This window comes from Lysobacter sp. TAB13 (assembly GCF_052113885.1).
GTDB lineage: Bacteria > Pseudomonadota > Gammaproteobacteria > Xanthomonadales > Xanthomonadaceae > Lysobacter > Lysobacter gummosus.
In genome coordinates this window covers 80,191-101,201 of the sequence record NZ_JBFRDR010000003.1, presented here as the reverse complement: position 1 = coordinate 101,201, position 21,011 = coordinate 80,191, and the positions used below count along the sequence as shown (strand labels likewise).

The following is a 21,011-nucleotide window of genomic DNA, read 5'->3' as shown; positions in this document are numbered from 1 at the left end:
GCGATGGACAGCGAAACTGCCGCCAAACTCATCCGCGCCGCGATCCGCGCCATTCCCAAGGGCGAGGTCGCCGGTTACGGCGAGGTCGCGCGCCGCGCCGGCCTGCCCGGACGCGCCCGTCTGGTCGCGCGCCTGCTCAGCGAAAACGACGACGCCAAGCTGCCCTGGCACCGGGTGCTGCGCTCGGACGGGCGCATCGCCTTCCCGGAGGGCTCCAAGGGCTATCGCGAACAGTCCCAGCGCCTGCGCGCGGAGGGCGTGCGGGTCGAAAAGGGGCGCGTGCGCGGCCAGCGCGCCGCGCCGACCGTGGACGCGCAGATCTGGGGACCGCCACAGGACTGAACGGGGATCGTGCGCGAGCGCGTTCTGCACGCCGTACTCACGTCATCGCGGCTTCGCCGCGGCTACCATAGCGGCCGATTCGAGGAGCCGCGATGTTTTCCAGTATTCCGTCGGTCACCAGGAAACTGCTGATCGCCAATGTCGTTGTATTTCTGCTGCAATCCCTGTTGAGCCTGAGCGAGTCCACGCGCGGCTGGGCGTTGTGGTTCGAAATGTGGCCGTGGGTGCCTTCGCAGTTCAGCGTCGATGGCCCGGGCTTCATGCCCTGGCAGTTGCTGACCTCCGGCTTCATGCACGGCGGCGTCGGCCACCTGGTGTTCAACATGCTCGCGCTGGTGATGTTCGGCGCGTCGCTGGAATACGAATGGGGCGCCAGGCGCTACGCGATCTATTACTTCATCTGCCTGATCGGCTCGGCGCTGCTGCAGCTGCTGTTCGCCTCGATCGCAATCTACGAAGGCCAGCTCTACCTCACCCTGGGCGCGTCCGGCGCGATCTACGGTCTGCTGCTGGGCTACGGCATGCTGTTCCCGAACCGCCGCGTGACCTTGCTGCCGTTCCCGATCGTGCTCAAGGCGCGCACGCTGGTGATCATCTACGCGCTGGCCTCGGTGTTCTACGGCGTGTTCACCACCGGCACCGGCGTGGCCCACTTCGCCCATCTGGGCGGCATGATCGTCGGCTGGTTCGTGATCCGTTACTGGCGCGCGCATCCGCCCGGCAGCGGCGGCCCCGGCGGCGGCCCGCGCCGCGACCCGCGCGTGGAAGCGCTGCGCGAGCGGCGCAAGGCGTCGAAGTTGCGGGTGGTGAAGTAAGGGCCTTGCACTCGGTCGCGCCGGCCTCCATCACGGTAGTTCCGTGAACCGAGAAGGAGCGAGGTCCATGCAGATACCCTCCGCGACGTGGTTGCCGATCCTCAGCTACGCCGATTTCTACGATATCCCGCGATGGCTGTTGGCAGGCGGCCAGGACCACGGCTTCTGGCTGCTGGAATCGCGGTTCGACGACGACGCCGACGCCGACGACTATTCGCCGTACTTCCGCGCGAAGTTCGTCGGCAACGAGCCCGACGCGGCGCGCGCCGCTTTCGATGCGGGTTCGATCGCGGGCGAGGCGGCCGCGGATGAACTCATCGCCGTGCGCGACATCCAGTTCGATCCGACCGTTCGCGCCAGCCTGATGCGCCGGCCCGGCCAGGCCGAACCGGCGATGCGCTGAGTTCGAGCCGGCCGGCTAAAACCCCGGCCGCAGCTTCACCTGCTCCAGTTCCTTCTTCAGCGACCGCCAGAACAACCCCGGCGCGATCCAGGTATAGGCGCAGAACGCCAGCCACGCGTAGGAAATCGGGCCGGTCCACTGCGGATAGCCTTGTTGCGGCAGGGCGATCAGGGCGACGCGGTAGATCAGGAAAATGCCTAGTAGCAGTACGACCGCGCGGGTGCGCGAGCCGGCGCTGACGAAGCTCTGGAAGCGCCACCACAGGCCCAGCAGCCAGCTGCGGCGCGCCTTGACCGCGGCCATCAGGGTCAGCGCGTCGCTGTCGGTCGGGTCGATCTGCAAGGCCCACACGGCGTGATCGCGGGCGCTGTCGGTGCGGCCGGCGGCGAGTTCGCAATGGCCTAGCACGCACAGGGCTTCGACGTGTTCCGGATTGGCGTGCAGCACTTCGCGCGCCAAGGCTTCGGCGCGCGCGCGGTCGCCGCGACGCAGTTCCAGCGAGGCGAGCAGGGCCGGGTAGTCGGGATCGTCCGGATCGAGTTCGCAGGCCAGCCGCGCCTGTTCCAGCGCCTGCGCATCGCGGCCCCAGGCCAGATACAGACGCGCGAAAGAGTCGGCGATCTGGGCCGAATCCGGATCGAGCGCGCGCGCCGCCTGCAGATGCGATTCGGCCGTTTTCAGGTTGCGCTTGGCGATCGCGGCGATCGCCGCGGCCAAGTGCGCGAACGAAGATTCGGGCTCCAGCTCCAGCGCGCGCTGGGCTTCCAGATTGGCCGCGTGCAAGCGCTTGCGCTTGACCAGGCACAGGGCGAGGAAGGCGTGCGCGTCGGCCTGTTCGGCGTCTTCGCCGAGCAGGCGCAGCAGCGCGTCGATGGCTTCGTCGATCTGGCCGTGCGCGTAGTAGCGCTCGGCCATGCGATACAGGTAGTCGCCGCCGCGCGCGCTCATTGCAGCACCAACTTCAGCATCGGCGGCCATTGCGACATGTCGAGCGCGCCGCGTCCGACCACCGCCAGCAGGATCATCAACGGCAGGCCGTTGCGCGCCTGCCCGCCGTAGTACTCCCAGATTTCGAAACAGCGCTGCTGCATCAGGTACAGCGCATAGGCCACGCCGAGCTTGAGCAGCAGGATCGACAGCATCGCGTAAGGCACCTGCGCCGGCGACAGCAGGTCGTGGTATTCGCCGGCGTAGATCGCCAGCGCCAGCAGCGGCCCGCCGATCACGCTGACGGCGATGCAGCCCCATTCGCGCCAGCGCGTCGGGCTGCCGAGCGCGGCGGTGTTGAAGGCGAACCACAGCAGGCCGAAGCCGCCGCCGGCCAGCATCAAGGTCAGCAACGGCCACAGCGGATCGACCGCGTAGCGCGACCATCCCGACGGCAAAGGCTCATCGGGCAGGCGATAGGCGCTGGCCGCCATCAGCCGCCTCCGTGGCGCTTGAGGAATTCCAGCACTTCGTCGTACTGGCCGCCCTGGTTGGCGTAGCGCGCGTGGTTGCGCGCGGTGGTCAGCCATTCCAGCGTGGTCGAACGGGTGTCCTTGAGTGCGCTGCGCAGGTGGTTCATGGTCAGCGGCGATTCGCGGCCTTGTTCGATCGAATCCTCGATCGCTTCGTCGATCGCGGTCTCGACCAGATTGCGCAGGTCCGCGCCGGAGTAACCGGAAGTGAGCCGCGCCAGTTCGGCGGTCTCGATGCCGTCGGCCAGTGGGCGCTCGCGCAGCAGCAGGTCCAGGATCGAACGCCGCGCCGAATCGTCCGGCGGCGGCACGAACAGCACGCGGTCGAAACGGCCGGGACGGCGGAACGCGGCGTCGACCGCCCACGGCACGTTGGTCGCGCCGAGGATCAGCACGCCCTGGTTGTTCTGGGCGAAGCCGTCGAGTTCGGTGAGGAACTGGCTGACCAATTTCGCTGAAGTGGCTTCGCGCGAATACTGGCGCTTGCCGCCGATCGCCTCGACCTCATCGAAGAACACCACCGCCGGCGCGGTGCGGCGCGCGGTTTCGAAGATCGCGTGCAGCTTGCGCTCGGACTCGCCGATGTACATGTCCAGCACGTCGGTGATGGCCACGTTGTAGAAGCGCGCGCCGCATTCGCCGGCGGTGGCGCGCGCCAGCAGGGTCTTGCCGCAGCCGGGCGGGCCGTACAGCAGGATGCCGCCGCCGGAGCGGCGCTTGAAGCGCTCGAACAAGGACGGCTTGAGGAACGGGGTGATGATGCGGCGGCGGATCTGGTGCTTCACCTCATCCAGCCCGCCGACATCGTCGAAACCGATCCGCGCCTGCGGCGGCTGCAACAGGCGCGAGACGTCGTCGGCGTCGGTGTCGTCGTTGGCGAGGCTGGCCTGCAGCTGGCCGGACTGGATGCGCTTGGCGTTGGCGAAGGAAATCACCTTGCCGGCCAGTTCGGTCGCCAGCGCCGAATCTTCCAGCGCCGGATTGAGCGCGACCGCCTGCTGGTACAGGCCGCGCGCCTGATCGCGCTCGCCTTGCGCCAGCAGCGTGCGGGCGCGGGCGAACAAGCCGGCCGCGGAATTTTCCGGCGCCACCCGCAGCACCAGTTCGTCGCGCCGGTGCTGCAGCAGCAGGCGCAGCGCGGCGTCGCGCTGGGTGGCGTCGCTGAGCAGCACCTCGCCGGACAGGTCCAGCGCGCGGCTCAGCGCATCGGGGTCGGCCTCGGCCAGGCAGGCGTTGACCACCAACATCCCCAGCGCGGGGTTGTGCGGGCTGGCCGCCAGCGCGGCCAACAGATCGTCCAGGGAGGTGTCGGGCATGAAGGCATCCTGGCCGGACGGTGAGGTCGCGGCAGCGTACTGAAATGACCGTGACAAACCGGTCGGGATTCACAATCGTACCGCGACATCAGTTGCGGTTCGGCAAGGCTCGCGCCTACAGTTCGTCACAGCGGCCGTATTCCAGGGGGGACGAGGCCTCGGGAACGCGTGCCGTCCCTTCAGCCGCTTGCGCCGCTCGCGCGCCGCCAAGGATCCAGGCCGCCCGACATGAGTCTTCCGAATCTTCCCGCCGACGCGCAACAGGCCGCGGCCCGCGTCCGCGACGCGGTGCACGCGGCCACCACCGGCCTGGTCGAGCGCGAGCAGCTGGCCGAGCTGATCGTGCTGGCGGCGGTCGCGCAGGAGCACCTGCTGATCCTGGGCCCGCCCGGCACCGCCAAGAGCGCGGTGGTGCGCCGGGTCGCCGCCGCGCTGGGCGGGCGCTATTTCGAATACCTGCTGGGCCGCTTCACCGAGCCGTCGGAGTTGTTCGGCCCGGTCGATCTGCGCCGGCTGCGCGAGGGCGTGGTCGAAACCGACGTCACCGGCATGCTGCCCGAGGCCGAGGTCGCGTTCCTGGACGAAGTGTTCCTGGGTTCCACCGCGATCCTGAACACTTTGCTCGGCGTGCTGAACGAGCGCCGCTTCCGCCGTGGCCACACCCAGATCGCCTGTCCGCTGCGGGTCTGCGTCGGCGCCTCCAACGCCTTGCCCGACGACGAATCGCTGGCCGCCTTCGGCGACCGCTTCTTGCTGCATCTGTTCGTCGAGCCGGTGCCGGATCATCAACTCGAAGCCTTGCTCGCCGGCGGTTGGCAGGCCGAGCGCGCGACCCTGACCCACCGCACCGAACTGGGCGATATCGACGCGCTGAGCCAGCGCGTACCGCAGGTCGGCATGGAGCGCGCGCGCAGCCTGCTGGCCGATGCCATCCGAAAACTGCGCGGCGCAGGACTAAGTCTGTCGGACCGGCGCATCGTCAAGGTGCAGCGGCTGATCGCCGCGGCCACGGTGCTGGCCGGGCGCGAGGTCGCGGACGAAGCCGACTTGTGGCCGCTGTTCTACGTCATGCCGACCCGCGAGGCGCAGGCCGCCGCGCAGGACGTGCTGCGCGACTCGCTGAGCGCGGCGGCCAATCCGACCCTGCGCGCGGCGGTCGAGCACGCGGTGCTGCAGCCGGTGTCGCGGGTGGCGCGGCTGATCGAGGCGGCGCGCAGTTGCCTGGACAGCGACGCCGCCGCGCCCGGCGCCGGCGTGATCGCCGAAGCGCTGTTGCGAGAGATCGACGCCAACTTCAACCCGCAATCGATTCCGGCCGAACTCGCCGCGCAACGCACGCGCCTGATCCAGCGGGTGTCGGCTTCGGCATGAAGTGGGATTGGCGCCCGCAAGACCCGCCGCCGCCGCCGCAGGGCGCGGTCGGCATCGGTCCGCAGGCTTCGCGCGCGCTGCTGCGCGCGCTGGAGCGACTGGACGATGAGGTGCGCGAGACTTTGATGCTGACCGCCAACGCCGATGTCGCGGTGGTCACCGGCGCGGCCGCGAATCTGCCGTGGTTCGAGGGCGTGGCGTATGTCGCGCCGTGCGAACAGGCGCCGTCGTTGTGGCTGGTCACCACGCAATGCCCGGACCTGCCGCTGGATCTGCTGCAGCGCCAGATCGCCCGCCGCCATCCGCAGGCGCCGCTGCTGTTGCTGCGCGAACCGGCGCAGATCGTGCCCCTGCATCGCGCGCTGCCGGCCAGTGCGGCGCTGATCGCGCAGATCCGCGCGATGTGGCAGGACTGAGCGATGCAGCTGCCGGAAACCCTGACGCCCTGGCGCGCTTGGCTGGATTGGTTCGACCCGGAGTTGGCGGTCATCGTCGGCGGCCTGCTGCTGCGCCTGCATCCGCTGCTGGGCGCGTTCCGCTTGCGCGCGCACGACGGCCGGGCCGAGCCGGAGGGTGTGGATGATCTGCGCCGGCGCGGCAATTACGATCGCCTGCTGCTCAGCGAATGGGCGCTGGCCGACGCGGCGCCGGAGGAATTCGACCGCCGCGCCGCCGGCGGCGAGCATCTGTTTCTCAATCCGAAACTGGTCGCGCGCGAAGTCGATGCGCTGACCGTGGCGGTGTTCGACTGCGGCCCTTCGCAACTGGGCGCGATGCGTCTGGTGCACGCGGCGATGTGGATTCTGCTGGCGCAGCGCGCGCAGGCGGCCAAGGCGCGTTTCGCCTGGGGCGTGGCGCACAAGCCCGGCGAGTTGCACACGGCCGATTCGTCGGAGCAACTGCGGCGCTTGTTCGCATCGCGCACCTTCGAACCGGACTGCGCCGCGGGCGACGCGCAGGCCGGCGCGGCCGCGTTGTCGCCGCGCGAACGATTGGAGCGCGAGTGGGTCATCGCACTGGATCAGGCCGATCCCAGCCCGGGCGAGCGTTGGTCGATCGGCCTGCACACGCCCGGTTACGGCCTGGGCCATCGAGTGGATGTGCTGCGCGCCGGCGCGGAGGAACTGTCGGTGACGATCGCCTCGCGACAGGCGCGGCGCGAGACGCGGTTGCGGTTGCCGGCACCGGGCCCGTCCTTGTTGCTGCTTCGCGGCGAGTTCGACCTGACCTTGCGCACGAAAGTGCAGGCCCAGGCGCAGGTGCGGGAACACGATCGCGGCAGCGGCAAGCTGTCGCTGAGTCACGCGCCGATGATTTCCTACGGCACGCCGCATGTCGCGGCGGTATTGGCGGATTGGAGCGCGGCGAATATCTACGTGATGCCGGGTGTCAATCAGTACCGCTCCAGGCCGCCGAGGATGAGCCGGTGGTGGCGACGGGACGAGAGCTGGCAGGCCATGGCCTTGAACGGCCGAGCGTTGGTCGGCGTGACGGTGAAGCACGATCAGGTGGATTTCTGGCAGTTGCTGAGGCGATGGAGCAATCAATTCTCTGGCGCCGTCGGGCCGGGCGTGTCGCCAAAGAACGTAAAAATTTTGCGCGCGGTTTTCTTGAAAAGAAATCGCGACCGAGTCCCGCGCCTGTTCGTACTGCTCAATAACGGGCAACTGCTGTCGTGGACGAGGGGTCTTGGATTAAGCAGCGGGCCAGACGGGCCGAAGCTGTGGAACGCTAGCTTCCTCGGCCCGGACCACTACCACGTCGCCACCGATACCCTGGCCGTCGCCCAGAGCGGGCAGGAACACATCGCCTATCTGCGCCATGCCGACGGTTATCTCGACCTGCAGCAGATCGATTGCGACGCGAACAAGCACACGCTGCAGCGCACGCCGATGCGGGAGGCCGTGGGCGCGGCATTCATCCATGCGCGATCGTGGGGAAAAGGTTGGGTCGGCGGCTTCTGCGTCGAGCAGGCAGTCGGCGGACGTGGCGGCGAGCGCTCCAGCGTCTGGAAGGTGTTCACAAGCAATCCCGGCGCAACGTCGAATGCGCAGGTCCTGAACGGGTACGAAGTGGTGCTTCCGGCCGACTGGAAAGTCGTCGGCCTGGGTATGTTGCACCGGGGCGAGCAGTATTTGATCGCGCTGCGCCCGGACCGCAAAGGCCTGATGCGCGTCGGCGCCCGGCATCGCCGGACGATGTACGAGTCGCCGGTGCCGATCGTTCAGGTCAGCGTGGCCGCTGGCAGTGACCTGATTGCGTTGATCGATCAAAGCGGGCGCTTGATCGTGGTGCATGAGCGCGACCCGCGGGTGCTGGTGTACGAAGGGGGAAAACGTGCCGGCTGAAACTTCCACCGGCGGCGACATGCCGCCAGACGCGCGCAGCGACGTGCGTCATCCGCTCTGGCGCGGCTGGCAGACGGTCGCGGGCCTGTGGTTCGCAGCCGATCCGATGCCGCCGCAACGGCGGCTCGAACGCATCCTGCGCGCCTGGACGCCGGGCTGCCGCGCCTGGCGCTTCGATGAGGGCGACGTGCTGTACTTCGACGCGCCGCGGCCGATGCAGTGCGAGCAGGCCGGCGGTACGCCGCTGTGCAGGATCGGCGCGCACGGCCTGTACGGCGGGCCGCTGACGGCGCAGGAACTGGCCGCGCTGGCGCCGGCCGATGTGCATCTGGTGATCGGCGGGCGCCTGCATTCGCTGAATTTCGCTCAGGCGCAGGCGCTGGATCCGTCGCTGATTGTCGACATCGACGACTACGCGCTGCACGACACTTTCGACTGCAGCCGCATCCTGCCCGCGCCGCGCCAGGACCGGCTGGCGAGCAAGGCGCTGCGCGAGGTGCTCGGCAAGCGCATTCCGCCGCCGAGCGCGGAGCGCGAATCGTTCCTGCATTCGGCCAGCGAGCGCGAAGCCGGACGCGGCGGCGCATCGAAGGCAAGCCTGCGCGAAAGAGTCATCGGCACCCGCGACGGCATCGCCGGTTGGCTGCTGAACCGGTTCCCGTCGCTGGCCGGCGGCGGCGCGGGGCAGGGCGGACGCGGCGGCCAGCGGGGTTCGCAAGGCGGCGTGTCGGCGCGCGGCGGCGCCGTGCAGCAGCAGCGCTGGCGCGAGTGGCTGGTCAAGGCGGCGATGGCCAGTCACGCCTCCAAGCTGATGGGCATGCGCCACAGTCTGTATCTGCGCCGGCTGATGCAGCGCTTCGACGAAGGCGACCTGACCGAAGCGCTGCGCCACGCCTTGCCGATCGACGGCGACGGCCACGATTCGCTCGGCCAGGCGTTCTCATTGCCGGGGCGCCGCGACCGCTTGAGCCTGAGCAGCGGCAAGAGCGCTCACGCCAGTTTCGATTTCGGCGACTACGCGCGCGAGCTGTTGCGCAAGCGCTACCGCGCCGCGTTCGGGGCGCTGGACCGGCAAGGCAAGATCGACGAAGCGGTGTTCGTGCTCGCCGAGCTGCTCAACGCGCGTCAGGAAGCGCTGGATTACCTGATCCGCCACGAACGTTTCGCCCAGGCCGCGGAACTGGCGCTGGGCTGGGACATGCCGGCCGACACCATCATCCGTTTGCTGATGCTGGCCGGCGACAGCGAGCGCGCGGTGCTGGTCGCGCGCCGCGACAACGCTTTCGCCGCGGCGATCGCGATGCTGGAATCCACGCACCCCGAACACGCGCTGAGCCTGCGCCGGCAGTGGGGGCAGGCGCTGGTCGAGCAAGGCCAATGGCTGGCGGCGGTGGATGCGGTCTGGCCGGACGTGGAGTCGCGCGAACAGGCCGCGCGCTGGCTGCTCGCGGCCGAATCGGCTGGCTCGCTGCTGTCGGCGCGCGCGCTGGTGCAGCGCGCCACCTTGTTGCCCGATACGCTGCAGCACTACGCCGAACGCATCGCCGCCTACGCCGATCCGTCTTCGCCGGCGGCGCCGCGCGCCGCGCTCGGGCGCGCGCTGGCCGATTGCCAGTCGCGCAATCCGGCGCTGAGCCTGCTCGCCACCCACGTGCTGCCGGCGCTGGCCGCCGATCGCGGGTTCGGCGCGAACGAGCTGGACGTGCGCGAGCTCAACCGCATCCGCGACCTGTCCGACGACCCGTGGCTGCGCGCCGATCTGCCGGCGTGGAAGATGCCCGCGGTGGCTCCGGTGCGGCGGCTGTGGATGGCGACCGAACCGGTGTCCGAACGCATGCCCGACGAGATCGGCCTGCGCGCGCCCAGCGACGTGGTCGCGCTCGGCGAAGGCCGTTATCTGGTCGCGCTGGGCGAAGCCGGCGCGGCGGTGTTCGATCGCAATGGGCGCTGCCTGCGCCGTTACGCGGTGCCGGCGTTCCGTCTGGTGATCGGCGACAGCGGTCAGATCGCGCTGGCCTTGGCCAAGCGCGATTCGGTGTGGCGCATTGCACGGCTCGATCTGGTCAGTCACGAAATCATCGATTTGGGCGCGATGCCGCTGCAGTTCTTCGCCGATTGCTTCGACGGCATCGCCTGGTCGGTGGTGACTGGCGAGCGCATCGCGGTGATCGACGCGACGCGGCCGTCGCTGGACGTGCTGTGGAGCGTCGGTGATCTCGGCGGCCCGGTCGCGCAGGCGCGGTTCCTGCAACACGACGAATTGTTCCTGGTGCCGGGACGCGCGCAGATCGTGGTCTGGCATTACCGCACCGTGCCGCGGCGTTCGCTGGTGTCGCGCGAACCGGTGGCGCTCGACGACGGCCAGTCGGCGCTGCTCGATCCGCAGATGATCACCGCCAAGCTGCGGCTGGGCGCGAACGAAAACGGAGGCGTGCATTTCGGCTGCACGGTGGGCCCGCACGATTGCAGCATCGATCTGGCCGCGCCGGAGCCGAGCACGGGCGATCCCGAATGCGGCGTGATTCCGCTCGCGAACGGGTTCCTGGTGATGGTCTACGGCGTGTACCACATGCGCTTGTACCTGGTGCGCCGCGGCGCCGAGATGCGCGCGCGCTGCGTGGCCGAAATCGATTGGCCGCAGACCCAGGTGCAGGTGCGCGAGCAACCCGACCGGCTGGTGTTGTTCGATCGCGAAGGGCGGGTGATGGAGATCGATACGCAGACTTCGAAGCTGCGTTCGCTGACCTTGCTGTAGCCGTACTGGCCACAACGAAAAAGCCCGGCATTCGCCGGGCTTTTGCTTGTGCGAGGCCGCCGGTCGATCAGGGGAAGATCTTGATCTGCTGATCGGCCTTGCGGGTCATCGCCGCGCCGGCCTTGCAGCCGAAGGTCTCGCCGAAGGCGGACAGATTCGACAGCGGCAGGTTGGTGCGCCACACGCCCGGCGCGTGGATGCCCGAGGCCGAGCGCTGAGCCGCCACTTCCGGGCTCAGCTGCTGCGCCCACAGGCCGGCCCAGCCCTTGAAGAAGGCCTGATTGGCGTCCTTGCTCGCCGCCGGCTGAGCGGCGCGGTAGGCGGCCCAGGACAGCTCGACGCCGGCCTGATCGGCGATGGCGACTTCGCGCACCTGATTGCCGTTGACCTTGGTCGCGCTCAGGCCCGGATACGACTCGGCGCTGTACTGCGCGGCGACGCGGCTGCCCAGTGCGTCCCAGGCCGAGACTTCGGTCGGGGTCCACCAGTCGCGCACTTCCTGCTTGGCGTTGACGTAGCGGCCGCGGCTGTCGAAGCCGTGCGTGAGTTCGGCGCCGACCAGCGAGCCGTAGGCGCCGTACTGCGCGGCCTCGGGCTTGCTCAGGTCCAGCACCGGCGCCTGCAGCATCGCCGCGGTCACGATCAAACGGTTCTGGGCGATGTCGTAGGCCAGCGACGGCTCCTGCGGCAGCACGTCCCAGCGGCGGTCGGCGTTGCCGCGACCGATGCGCTTCATTTCCTCGCGATGGCGCCAGGTGGAGGCGATCAGCATGTTGCTGCCAAAGCTGCCGCGGCCCATCGGCTGCACGCTGTAGTCCAGATCGCGCTTGGGCGTGCCGACTTCGATCTTGAGCTTGCCCAGCTTGGCGCGCGCTTCGGCCTTGGCGCTGTCGCTGAAACGGGTGTCGGCGTCGATGGCCTTGCCGAGCGCTTCGCGCACTTGGCCTGCGATCTGCTCGGCGCGCGCATCGGTGGCGGCGGGCAGGTAGCGCGCGGCGTACTCGTGGCCGACCATCGGACCGGCGGCGAGGGTGATCGCGTCGAGTACCGCCTGCTGGCGCGCGGGCTGCTCGCGCTGGCCGCGCAGCACCTTGCCGCGGAAATCGAACTCGGCGTCGCGGAACGGCTTGGCCAGGTACGGCGCCATCGAATCGCCGATGCGCCAGCGCAGATACACCTTCCACTGGTCGGGCTTGAGCGTGCCGATCAGCTTGTCGAGTTCGGCGAACAATTGCGGATTGGCCAGCGAGACGCTGTCGTCGCTGACGCCCTGGGCCTTGAGGAAGTCGCCCAGCTGCAGGCCCTTGTAGGTCTTGGCGAGCGCGGCGACCTGCACCGGCGCGTAGTTGGCGCGCGGATCGCGCAGGTCCGGCAGCGGCTTGGAGGCGCGGGCGATGCGGGTTTCCAGATCGATCACCAACTGCGCTTCGGCCGCCAGCTTTTCCTTGGGCGTGCCGGTCAGGGTGAGGATCTTCTGCACGTAGTTGTTGTAGTGGCCCAGCAACTGGCGCGTGTCGGCATCGCTGCGGGTGTAGTAGGCCGGATCGGGCAGGCCCAGGCCGCCCTGGCTGAAGTAGCCGATGTGGCGTTCCAGGTCCTGCAGGTCGATGTCGGCGCCGAAGTTGAACAGCACCGGGATGCCGACCTGATGCAGCGCGGCGATCGAGGCGGGGATTTCCTTCGCCTTCTTGATCGCGTTGATGCGGCCCAGGAGCGGGGCGATCGGCTGCGAGCCGTCGCGCTCGACCGCCGCTTCGTCCAGGCCGCTGGCCCAGAAGTCGCCGAGCAGCTTCTGCACGTTGCCCTGCGGCGCGGTCATGGCGGTGTTGAGCAGTTCCAACTGCTGGCGTCGCGCGTTGGCGGCCAGGGTTTCCAGCGAGGACACCGAGCTGGCGCCCGACAGCGGATTGGCGCGCAGCCAGTCGGCGTTGGCGCTGGCGTAGAAATCGGTGCAGGCATTGGCGGCGGCCGGCGCCTTGGACTTGGCGGGAGCCTTCTTCTTGGCGGCATCGGCGGCGGGCGAGGCCAGGCCGGCGATCAGGCTCAGGGCGAGGGCACAGGCAAGCGGGCGTAGGTTCGACATCGCGTATTCCATCCTGGGGATGCGCGAGTTTAACAACTGGGGTGGGGTGGGCGGTGAACGGGTTTGGGGTTCGGGTTGCGCGGGGCGGCGCGGCCGGCGGGGGCGGGCGGCGGTGGCTGGGGGTGGAATCCGGGTGCCTGTACAGCTTTGTGGTGCGAGGCGGGTGAGTGCGTGGTGCGTCGTCGTGCCGCGACTTTCAACGCTGGTTGCCTGTTGCGGTGGCGCGATGCCGGAACGAGCGCGCGTCCGAAGCCGGCGCCGCGTGCGCTGGGATAGTATCGACGGCTCCCGCAACGCCGCACCGGAACGCGCATGTACCTGCCCAGAGCTTTCGCCGAAGCCGATCTCGCCTCGCTGGACGCGCTGGTGGCGCGCGACAACTTCGCCACCGTGATCACCGTGCGCGAGGACGTTCCGACCATCTCGCATCTGCCGGTGCTGTATCGCCGCGATGGCGACCGCATCGAGATCCGAGGCCACTGGGCGCGTCCCAACCCGCAGGCGAAGCATCCGGGCCCGGCGACCTTGATCTTCCACGGCCCGCACGCCTACGTGTCGCCGTCGTGGTACACCGACAAGGAAGAGCAGGCGCGCGTGCCGACCTGGAACTACGCCGTGGCGCATCTGCGCGGGCAGTTGCAGACCTTCGAGGACACCGAGTTCCTGGCCGCCGTGGTGTCGGACCTGAGCGTGAAGCACGAAGCCTCGGTCGGCCGCGATTGGCGTTTCGAGCCCGAGCGCGCCGATCACCTCAGCCAGTTGCGTGGCATCGTCGGGTTTCGTTTCATCGCCGATGGCACGGTGATGAAGTGGAAGCTCAGTCAGAACCATCCCGAAGCCAACCGCGTCGCGGTGGCCGCCGAACTGGCCGCGCAACCGCGCGAAGCCAGCCGTGAAATCGCTGCATTGATGCAGGCGCGCGAGCGGTCGTCCGATTGATGTTGTGTAAGAGTTGCTGGTGCAGGAGGGGCTGCTTTTGTGGGAGGGGCTTTAGCCCCGATGCTCTTGTCACAGATCGCCGCGACTTGACCGAAAGGCATCGGGCCTGAAGGCCCTCCCACAAAAACAGGCCCTCCGACAAAAAATCCCGCGGCTGACGCGGCTGCTGTTGTGGGAGGGGCTTTAGCCCCGATGCTCTTGTCTCAGATCGCAGCGATTTGATCGAAAAGCATCGGGCCTGAAGGCCCTCCCACAAAAGCATCCGCTCGCACCTCGCGCAAACAAAAAAAGGCCCGGGAATCCCCGGGCCTTCTTCGTTCTGCACATCGTCACGGCGCGGCAATCAGCCGCGCCGGCGCGATCACCAGATCACCACCTGCTTGTCGCCTTCGCGCACCATCGGCTGGCCGGGCTTGCACGAGAACGCCGCGGCGAAGCTCGGCAGGTTCGACGGCGCGCCGATCGCGCGGAAGTCGGCCAGGGCGTGCTCGTCGGTCTGCAGACGCACCTTCTTCTCTTCCGGGGTGAAGTTGCGGCGCCACACGGTGCCCCAGTTGAGGAAGAAGCGCTGGTCGCGGGTCAGGCCGTCGGTCTTCGGGTCCGGCGTGTCGCCCGCGGCCTTCTTCATCGCGTCATACGCCGTCGCCAGGCCGCCCAGGTCGGCGATGTTCTCGCCCAGGGTGTGGGTGCCGTTGACGTGCTGGCCGTTGCCGGCGTCGTAGCCGTCGAACTGCTTGATCAGCTTGGCGGTCAGGCCCGAGAACGCCTTGGCGTCGGCCGGGGCCCACCACACTTCCATGTTGCCGGTCGGTCCGAAGCGCGAGCCCTGGTCGTCGTAACCGTGGGTCATCTCATGGCCGATCACCGCGCCGATGCCGCCGTAGTTGGTGGCGTCGTCGGCCTTGGGATCGAAGAACGGCGGCTGCAGGATCGCGGCCGGGAACACGATCTCGTTCTGCAGCGGGTTGTAGTAGGCGTTGACCGTCTGCGGCGACATGCCCCATTCGGTCTTGTCCACCGGCTTGCCGACCTTGCCCAGGTTCCACTTGTAGTTGAATTCGTTGGCGGCCTTGACGTTGGCGTAGTAGCTGTCGCGGCCGGTGCTCAGGCCGCTGAAGTCGCGCCACTTGTCCGGGTAGCCGATCTTGGGCGTGAAGCTGGCCCACTTCTCCAGCGCCTTCTTCTTGGTGTCCGCGCTCATCCAGGAGAGATTTTCGATGCGAGTCTTGAGCGACTGGCGCAGGTTCTCGACCAGCGCCTGCATGCGCTGCTTGGACTCGGGGGTGAAGGCGACCTTGACGTACAACTGGCCCATCGCTTCGCCGGCCTGGCCTTCGATCACGTTGAGCACGCGCTTGCCGCGTTCCTTGAGTTCCTTCTGGCCGCGCAGGGTCTTGTTGTAGAAGTTGAAGTTCTCCTGCACGAACGCGTCGGACAGGTACGGCGAGGCGCCGTCGATGGTGTGGAAGCGCAGGTAGGCCTGCCACGCGGCGACCGGCGTTTCGCCGATCATCTTGCTGACTTCCTCATGGAAGCCGGGCACCGCCAGCGAGAACATCTTCGGCACGGCCACGCCCTGCGACTCGAAGTACTTGGTCCAGGAGAAGTTCGGGGTCAGCTCGTCGGCCTTGGCCGGCGCGATCGGGTTGTAGTACAGCGAGACGTCGCGCGAGAGCTGCTCGCGGGTCTTGGAGGCCTTGGCCAGGCGGGTTTCGAACGCGATCACGTCCTTGGCCTGCTTGGCCGCGTCCTCGGGCTTGACGCCGCCCAGTTCCAGCACCTTGGCGATGTGCTGCTCGTAGGCGTCCAGCTTGTCCTTGAACTTGGCGTCGGTGTAGTACGGCGCGTCCGGCAGGCCCAGGCCGCCCTGCGAGGCGTAGGCGATGTTGTTGGCCGAATCCTTGAAGTCGGCTTCGGCGCCGAAGCCGAACAGCGGGTTGTCGCCGGTCTTGGACACTTCGCGCAGGTAGGCAGCGATGGCTTCCGGGCTGTTGATCGCGTCGATCTTGCCCAGGTCGGCCTTCAGCGGCTCGATGCCCTGAGCGTTGATCTTGGCTTCGTCCATGCCGGTGGCCCACAGGTCGCCGACGATCTTCTCAACGCCCGTGCCCTTGGTGTCGGCCGAGGCCTGTTCGGCCAGCTGGCGCTGCACGCCGTCGGAGCGCTCGTCGAGCATTTCGAACGCGCCCCACGAGGTGCGGTCGCCCGGGATGGCGTTGGCGGCGAGCCACTTGCCGTTGACGTAGCCGCCGAAGTCGGTGCAGGCGTCCTTGGTGGTGTCCAGGTCGCTCATGAGGAAACGGTTGACCGGCGGCAGCTTGCTTTCGTCGAGCTTGAACTGGACGGCTTCGGCCGGCTTGGCGGCGGTGGCGTCGCCGCCCGCGGCCGGGGTGGAGGTTTCCTGCTTGCCGCAGGCGGCCACCGCGGCGGCGATGGCGAGGGACAACAGCAGGACTTGCGGTTTGTTGAAGGTCACAAAGAGCTCCGGCCGGAAGGGCGTTGGCGAGATACGAACGGGGATTGTCGCGGATTTCGGGCCGGATTGACGCGGCTCGGGCCGGGACACCGGGCGGACGATAGTCCCGATCCGGGCGTGAGAAGGGTGTCGAAGGTCATGTGGGGTGGCGCGGGAATGTTCAGTTTTGCCCGGTTTGCGCATCGGATGAGCGCGATGCAGCGGTTCGGGCGGCCGTTGCCTTCTCCCGCTTGGCGGGAGAAGGTGGCCCGCAGGGCCGGATGAGGGCGAGGGCGTGTCGGCTCGCGCGCCCTCACCCTAGCCCCGCCCTGGCTCAAACGTTGGGCGTTTGAGCGTTCCCGGACGCGCGAGCCAGCGGCTCGCAAGCCGCATCCGCTCACCCCGCGAAGCGGGAGAGGGAATCAGGCCGACTGGCTCTCAACTCACCAGATAACCACCTGCTTATCCGCAGCACGCACCATCGGCTGCCCCGCCTTGCACGAGAACGCCGCCGCGAACGCGGGCAGATTCGACGGCGCGCCGATCGCGCGGAAATTGGCCGGCGCGTGTTCGTTGGAATTGACGATCACCTTGAGCAGATCCGGCGTGTAGCGATCGCGCCAGCTGGTGGCGAAGCCGTAGAAGAAACGCTGGTCGCGGGTCAGCCCGTCGGTCTTGGGATCGGGCTTGTCGCCGACCGCCAGACGCATGGCGTCGTAAGCGGTGGCCAGGCCGCCCAGGTCGGCGATGTTCTCGCCCAGGGTCAGCTTGCCGTTGACGTGCAGGCCGGGCGCGGCTTCGTAGCCGTTGAACTGTTCGATCAACTTGGTGCTGCGCGCGGCGAAACCCTTCGCGTCCTCCGGCGTCCACCAGTTGACCATGTTGCCGGACGGATCGAAGCGGCTGCCCTGATCGTCGTAGCCGTGAATCATCTCGTGGCCGATCACCGCGCCGATGCCGCCGTAATTCATCGCCTCGTCGGCGTTGGGATCGAAGAACGGCGGCTGCAGGATCGCGGCCGGGAACACCACTTCGTTCTGCAACGGGTTGTAGTAAGCGTTGACCGTCTGCGGCGACATGCCCCATTCGGTCTTGTCCACCGGCTTGCCGATCTTGCCCAGGTTCCACTTGTAGTTGAACTGCTCCGCGGCCAGGGCGTTGGCGTAGTAGCTGTCGCGGCCGGTCTTCAGGCCGCTCCAGTCGCGCCACTTGTCGGGGTAACCGATCTTGGGCGTGAAGCTGGCCCACTTCTCCAGCGCTTTCTTCTTGGTGTCGGCGCTCATCCAGCTCAGGTTTTCGATGCGCGCCTTCAGCGCGGTGCGCAGGCCCTGCACCAGCGCGTCCATCTGCGCCTTGGATTGCTGCGGGAAGGCGACCTTCACGTACAACTGGCCCATCGCCTCGCCGGCCGAGCCGTTGACGGCGTTCAACACGCGTTTCCAGCGGGCCTTTTGTTCTTTCTGCCCGACCATGGCCTTGCTGTGGAATTCGAAGTGCTCGGCGACGAAGGGATCGCTCAGATACAGCGATGCGCCATCGACGGTGTGATAGCGCAGATACGCCTGCCAATCCGCGGCCGGCGTGTCGGCGAGCATCTTGCTGACTTCCTTGTGGAAGTCCGGCATCGCCAGCGAGAACTGCGCCGGCACTTCCACGCCCTGCGATTTGAAGAACTCGGTCCAGGAGAAGTTGGGCGTCAGCTCGTTGGCCTTGGCCGGGCTGATGGGCTGGTAGTACAAGGCGACATCGCGCTGCAATTGCTCGCGCGACAGCGAGGCCTTGGCCAGCCGGGTTTCGAACGCGATCACCGCCTTGGCCTGCGCCGCCGCATCGGCCGCGGCCGTGCCCGACAACTCCAGCACCTTGGCGATGTGCTGCTGATACGCGGCCTGCTTGTCGCGCTTGTCCTGATCGAAGTAATAACCCTTGTCCGGCAGGCCCAGGCCGCTTTGCGTGGCGAAGGCCATGTTCATCGAGGAATTCTTGAAGTCCGCCTCGGCGCCGAAATCGAAGATCACCCCGCGGCCCTCGGCGGCGGAAGTGCGCAGATAGGCGGCGATCTTTTCCGGCGTATCGAGCGCGGCGATCGCGCTCAGATCGTTCTTCAGCGGCTCGATGCCCTGGGCGTTGATCTTGGCCTCGTCCATGCCGGTGGCCCACAGGTCGCCGACGATCTTCTCGATGCCGCCGGCGTTCGCGTCCTGGGCGGCCTGTTCGGCCAACTGGTGCTGCACCGCCAGCGAGCGTTCGGCCAACACGTCCGACACGCCCCAGGACGAACGATCGCCCGGAATCGCGTTGGCGGCGAACCATTTGTCGTTGACGTACTGGCCGAGGTCGTCGCAGACGTTCTTGGACGCGTCCAGATCGCCGATGGCGAAGCGCACCGGCTGCAGCAGTTTGCTTTCGTCGATCTTCAGCGTGGGCGCGGCCGCGGGCGGCGCGGCGGTTTGCGCGCTCGCCGCCGGCGCCGGCGTTTCGGGCTTGGCGCAGGCGCTCAGGGCTGCGGCGATGGCGAGCGACAGCAGCAGTGGGGAGGATTTGAATCGGGTCGTGACGAATCGGGTCATGGCGCACTCCGGCCGGGCGAACTTGGGATAGATGACGAAACAGCGGCTCTCGTTGCGGGCCGTCGTCGTCGGTCCCCAGCGCGATCCCCCGACGATAGACCGGTTCGCAGGCCCGGAAGGGTGTCGTCAGTCATGTGGGGTGCCCGGCGGCCTTGCGATTTGTGCGCTGAGCCGTTGCGCAACGAGGGCGCGGCCCGGACCCGGAGCCCGGCCGCGCGCATGCTAAGTTCGACGCCTGGATCGCGGCCGCCACCGCGGCCGGTCCACTCAGGAGCACACCCATGCGCGTTCATTTCCACGGCGCCGCCGGCGAGGTCACCGGTTCCCTGCACGAAGTCGAGGCCGCCGGCCATCGCGTGCTGCTCGATTGCGGCATGATCCAGGGCAGTCCCGAGGCCGAACGGCGCAATCTCGATCCGTTCGCCTTCGACGCCGCCGCGCTCGACGCGCTGGTGATCAGCCACGCCCATATCGATCACATCGGCCGCGTGCCGCTGCTGCTCAAGCGCGGTTTCCGCGGCGCCATCCACGCCCAGGAAGCCACCGCCGACCTGATGCGGATCATGCTGCTGGATTCGGCCTCCATCGCCGAAAGCGAAGCCGAACGCGGCAACCGCAAACGCCAGCACGGCGAGCCCGAACTGATTCCGCTGTACACCCGCGAAGATGTCGAAGCGACCATGCAGCGCGTGCAGCCGCTGGCCTACGACACGCGCCGCGAAATTCTGCCCGGCGTGGAGGTCGCGTTTCGCGAGGCCGGGCACATCCTGGGTTCGTCGGTGGTCGAGCTGTACGCCGAAGATCGCAAGCTGGTGTTCTCCGGCGACCTGGGCCCGAAGGGCACGCCGATCCTGCGCGATCCTGCGCCGATCGATCGCGCCGACCTGGTGCTGATGGAATCCACTTACGGCGACCGTCTGCACAAGGACCGCGCCGAGACCATCCTCGAACTCGGGCGCATTCTCGAAAGCGCCTGGAACGACGGCGGCAACGTGCTGATCCCGGCGTTCGCGGTCGGCCGCAGCCAGGAACTGCTGTACTGGTTCGCCAAGTATTGGGACGAATGGAACGTCGGGCGCTGGAAGATTTTTCTCGACAGCCCGATGGCGGCCAAGGTGGTAGCCGTCTACGACCGCCACACCGATCTGTTCGACGAAGACGCGGTGCGGGTGTGGAAGCAGAAACCCAATCCCTTCCATCTGCCGAATCTGCAGCTGACCGAATCGGCGCAGGACTCGATGGCGATCAACCAGCTCGAACGCGGCGCGATCGTGATCGCCGGTTCCGGCATGGCCAACGCCGGGCGCATCCTGCATCACTTCAAGCACAACCTGGGCAAGCCGCAGACGCATGTGGTGTTCGTCGGTTATCAGGCCGAAGGCACGATCGGCCGGCGATTGGTGGAAGGCGCGAAGTGGGTGCGCATCCACGGCCGCGACGTGCGCGCGCTGGCGCAGCGCCACACCATCGGCGGACTGTCGGCGCATACCGATCAACACGGCTTGATCGAGTGGTACGGCCAGATCGCCGGCCATCCGCCGCTGGCGCTGGTGCACGGCGAAGACAAGGCGCGCGAAGCGCTGGCCGGCGAGATCGGCGAGCGCTTCGGCGTCAAGGTGGAACTGGCGCGGCCAGGGATGACTTTGCAGGTCTAGGTGCGGACATGGACGCTGACGAAAGCAGGGACGATTCCACGCACATGCCGTCCAGCCGGCAGCGGACTTTCGTGCGCGGGTGGAAGATCGCCGCGATTTCGATGTTGTCGCTGGCGGTGCTGTCGGTGGCGTGGAATATCTTCATGATGCCGCGCTGTACCCGCACCGATCACAGCATGGCCCGGGCGCAAATCAAAACCCTGGGCGAAAAGATCGACGGATTCCGCAGCGACACCGGCCGGCTGCCGCTGTCGTTGAAAGAGCTGACCTGGCCCAACGGCCTCGGGCCGTATGCGCGAGAGTGGGAGCTGACCGATCCGTGGCAGCGGCCGGTGTATTACCGCGCCGACGACGACGGCAAGGGTTTCGTGCTGTTCTCGCTGGGCCGCGACGGCCGTCTGGGCGGCGAGGACGACGCTGGGGACGTGCAGTTCGAATCGTCAGCCAACGGAGCCTGATCGTCGCGCGCGATTCGGTCTCGACCTGAGAACCGTCGGCG

General features: G+C 67.9%; 17 protein-coding genes and 1 pseudogene. 10 read left to right on the top strand and 8 right to left on the bottom strand.

What is annotated here, in order from left to right:
- The first annotated feature begins 3 nt into the window (after positions 1-3).
- The 3 genes from AB4Y92_RS05085 (at position 4) to AB4Y92_RS05075 (ending at position 1,560) form a co-directional block, all read left to right on the top strand.
- A complete protein-coding gene (locus AB4Y92_RS05085) occupies positions 4-342 on the top strand; it encodes an MGMT family protein (RefSeq protein ID WP_441818652.1) in 339 nt (112 codons plus the stop codon).
- 92 nt (positions 343-434) lie between these two features.
- Positions 435-1,157, top strand: a complete 723-nt coding sequence (locus AB4Y92_RS05080) for a rhomboid family intramembrane serine protease (RefSeq protein WP_441818651.1) — start codon at positions 435-437, stop codon at positions 1,155-1,157.
- 67 nt (positions 1,158-1,224) lie between these two features.
- Complete coding sequence (locus tag AB4Y92_RS05075; protein ID WP_441818650.1) at positions 1,225-1,560, top strand: hypothetical protein; 336 nt, start codon at positions 1,225-1,227, stop codon at positions 1,558-1,560.
- Between the two features lie 15 nt (positions 1,561-1,575).
- Here AB4Y92_RS05075 and AB4Y92_RS05070 read toward each other — a convergent pair whose 3' ends face one another.
- From AB4Y92_RS05070 to AB4Y92_RS05060, 3 genes are read right to left on the bottom strand one after another with little or no spacing between them, the layout of a single operon-like run.
- Positions 1,576-2,508 carry a tetratricopeptide repeat protein gene (locus AB4Y92_RS05070; protein WP_441818649.1) on the bottom strand — a complete coding sequence of 311 codons (933 nt, stop codon included), beginning with the start codon at positions 2,506-2,508 and terminating at the stop codon, positions 1,576-1,578.
- Positions 2,505-2,981 (bottom strand): hypothetical protein, encoded by a 477-nt coding sequence (locus AB4Y92_RS05065; RefSeq protein ID WP_441818648.1) that lies wholly within the window; start codon positions 2,979-2,981, stop codon positions 2,505-2,507. Before AB4Y92_RS05065 ends, AB4Y92_RS05070 begins: the two co-directional genes overlap by 4 nt.
- A complete protein-coding gene (locus AB4Y92_RS05060; RefSeq protein ID WP_441818647.1) occupies positions 2,981-4,336 on the bottom strand; it encodes an AAA family ATPase in 1,356 nt (451 codons plus the stop codon). Before AB4Y92_RS05060 ends, AB4Y92_RS05065 begins: the two co-directional genes overlap by 1 nt.
- Before the next feature lie 228 nt (positions 4,337-4,564).
- Here AB4Y92_RS05060 and AB4Y92_RS05055 point away from each other — a divergent pair, with 228 nt between their 5' ends.
- The 4 genes from AB4Y92_RS05055 to AB4Y92_RS05040 are packed head-to-tail and all read left to right on the top strand — an operon-like array spanning position 4,565 to position 10,810.
- Positions 4,565-5,707 carry an AAA family ATPase gene (locus tag AB4Y92_RS05055; protein ID WP_441818646.1) on the top strand — a complete coding sequence of 381 codons (1,143 nt, stop codon included), beginning with the start codon at positions 4,565-4,567 and terminating at the stop codon, positions 5,705-5,707.
- Positions 5,704-6,123, top strand: a complete 420-nt coding sequence (locus AB4Y92_RS05050) for a bpX5 domain-containing protein (protein WP_441818645.1) — start codon at positions 5,704-5,706, stop codon at positions 6,121-6,123. Before AB4Y92_RS05055 ends, AB4Y92_RS05050 begins: the two co-directional genes overlap by 4 nt.
- Before the next feature lie 3 nt (positions 6,124-6,126).
- Positions 6,127-8,055 (top strand): hypothetical protein, encoded by a 1,929-nt coding sequence (locus AB4Y92_RS05045; RefSeq protein WP_441818644.1) that lies wholly within the window; start codon positions 6,127-6,129, stop codon positions 8,053-8,055.
- A complete protein-coding gene (locus AB4Y92_RS05040) occupies positions 8,045-10,810 on the top strand; it encodes a bpX6 domain-containing protein (protein WP_441818643.1) in 2,766 nt (921 codons plus the stop codon). Before AB4Y92_RS05045 ends, AB4Y92_RS05040 begins: the two co-directional genes overlap by 11 nt.
- Positions 10,811-10,877: 67 nt before the next feature.
- Here AB4Y92_RS05040 and AB4Y92_RS05035 read toward each other — a convergent pair whose 3' ends face one another.
- Complete coding sequence (locus AB4Y92_RS05035) at positions 10,878-12,893, bottom strand: M13 family metallopeptidase (RefSeq protein WP_441818642.1); 2,016 nt, start codon at positions 12,891-12,893, stop codon at positions 10,878-10,880.
- Between the two features lie 312 nt (positions 12,894-13,205).
- Here AB4Y92_RS05035 and AB4Y92_RS05030 point away from each other — a divergent pair, with 312 nt between their 5' ends.
- On the top strand, positions 13,206-13,832 hold the full coding sequence (locus AB4Y92_RS05030) for an FMN-binding negative transcriptional regulator (RefSeq protein ID WP_441818641.1): 627 nt from the start codon (positions 13,206-13,208) through the stop codon (positions 13,830-13,832).
- A 32-nt stretch (positions 13,833-13,864) separates the two neighbouring features.
- Here the strand turns inward: AB4Y92_RS05030 and AB4Y92_RS05025 are convergent.
- From AB4Y92_RS05025 to AB4Y92_RS05010, 4 genes and pseudogenes are all read right to left on the bottom strand, one after another.
- Positions 13,865-13,954 (bottom strand): annotated as a pseudogene (locus AB4Y92_RS05025) (DUF6053 domain-containing protein); the annotation flags it as partial.
- A gap of 81 nt (positions 13,955-14,035) precedes the next feature.
- Complete coding sequence (locus AB4Y92_RS05020) at positions 14,036-14,086, bottom strand: DUF6053 domain-containing protein (RefSeq protein ID WP_441818818.1); 51 nt, start codon at positions 14,084-14,086, stop codon at positions 14,036-14,038.
- A gap of 107 nt (positions 14,087-14,193) precedes the next feature.
- A complete protein-coding gene (locus AB4Y92_RS05015) occupies positions 14,194-16,308 on the bottom strand; it encodes a M13 family metallopeptidase (RefSeq protein WP_441818640.1) in 2,115 nt (704 codons plus the stop codon).
- A gap of 422 nt (positions 16,309-16,730) precedes the next feature.
- The gene (locus AB4Y92_RS05010) at positions 16,731-18,818 is read right to left on the bottom strand and encodes a M13 family metallopeptidase (protein ID WP_441818817.1); all 2,088 of its coding nucleotides are present in this window, start codon (positions 18,816-18,818) and stop codon (positions 16,731-16,733) included.
- Between the two features lie 320 nt (positions 18,819-19,138).
- Here AB4Y92_RS05010 and AB4Y92_RS05005 point away from each other — a divergent pair, with 320 nt between their 5' ends.
- Positions 19,139-20,512: an MBL fold metallo-hydrolase gene (locus AB4Y92_RS05005; protein WP_441818639.1), complete on the top strand. Its 1,374-nt coding sequence runs from the start codon at positions 19,139-19,141 to the stop codon at positions 20,510-20,512.
- Between the two features lie 8 nt (positions 20,513-20,520).
- Entirely contained in the window at positions 20,521-20,970 is a 450-nt protein-coding gene (locus AB4Y92_RS05000) for a type II secretion system protein GspG (protein ID WP_441818638.1), read from the top strand.
- Positions 20,971-21,011: the final 41 nt, after the last annotated feature.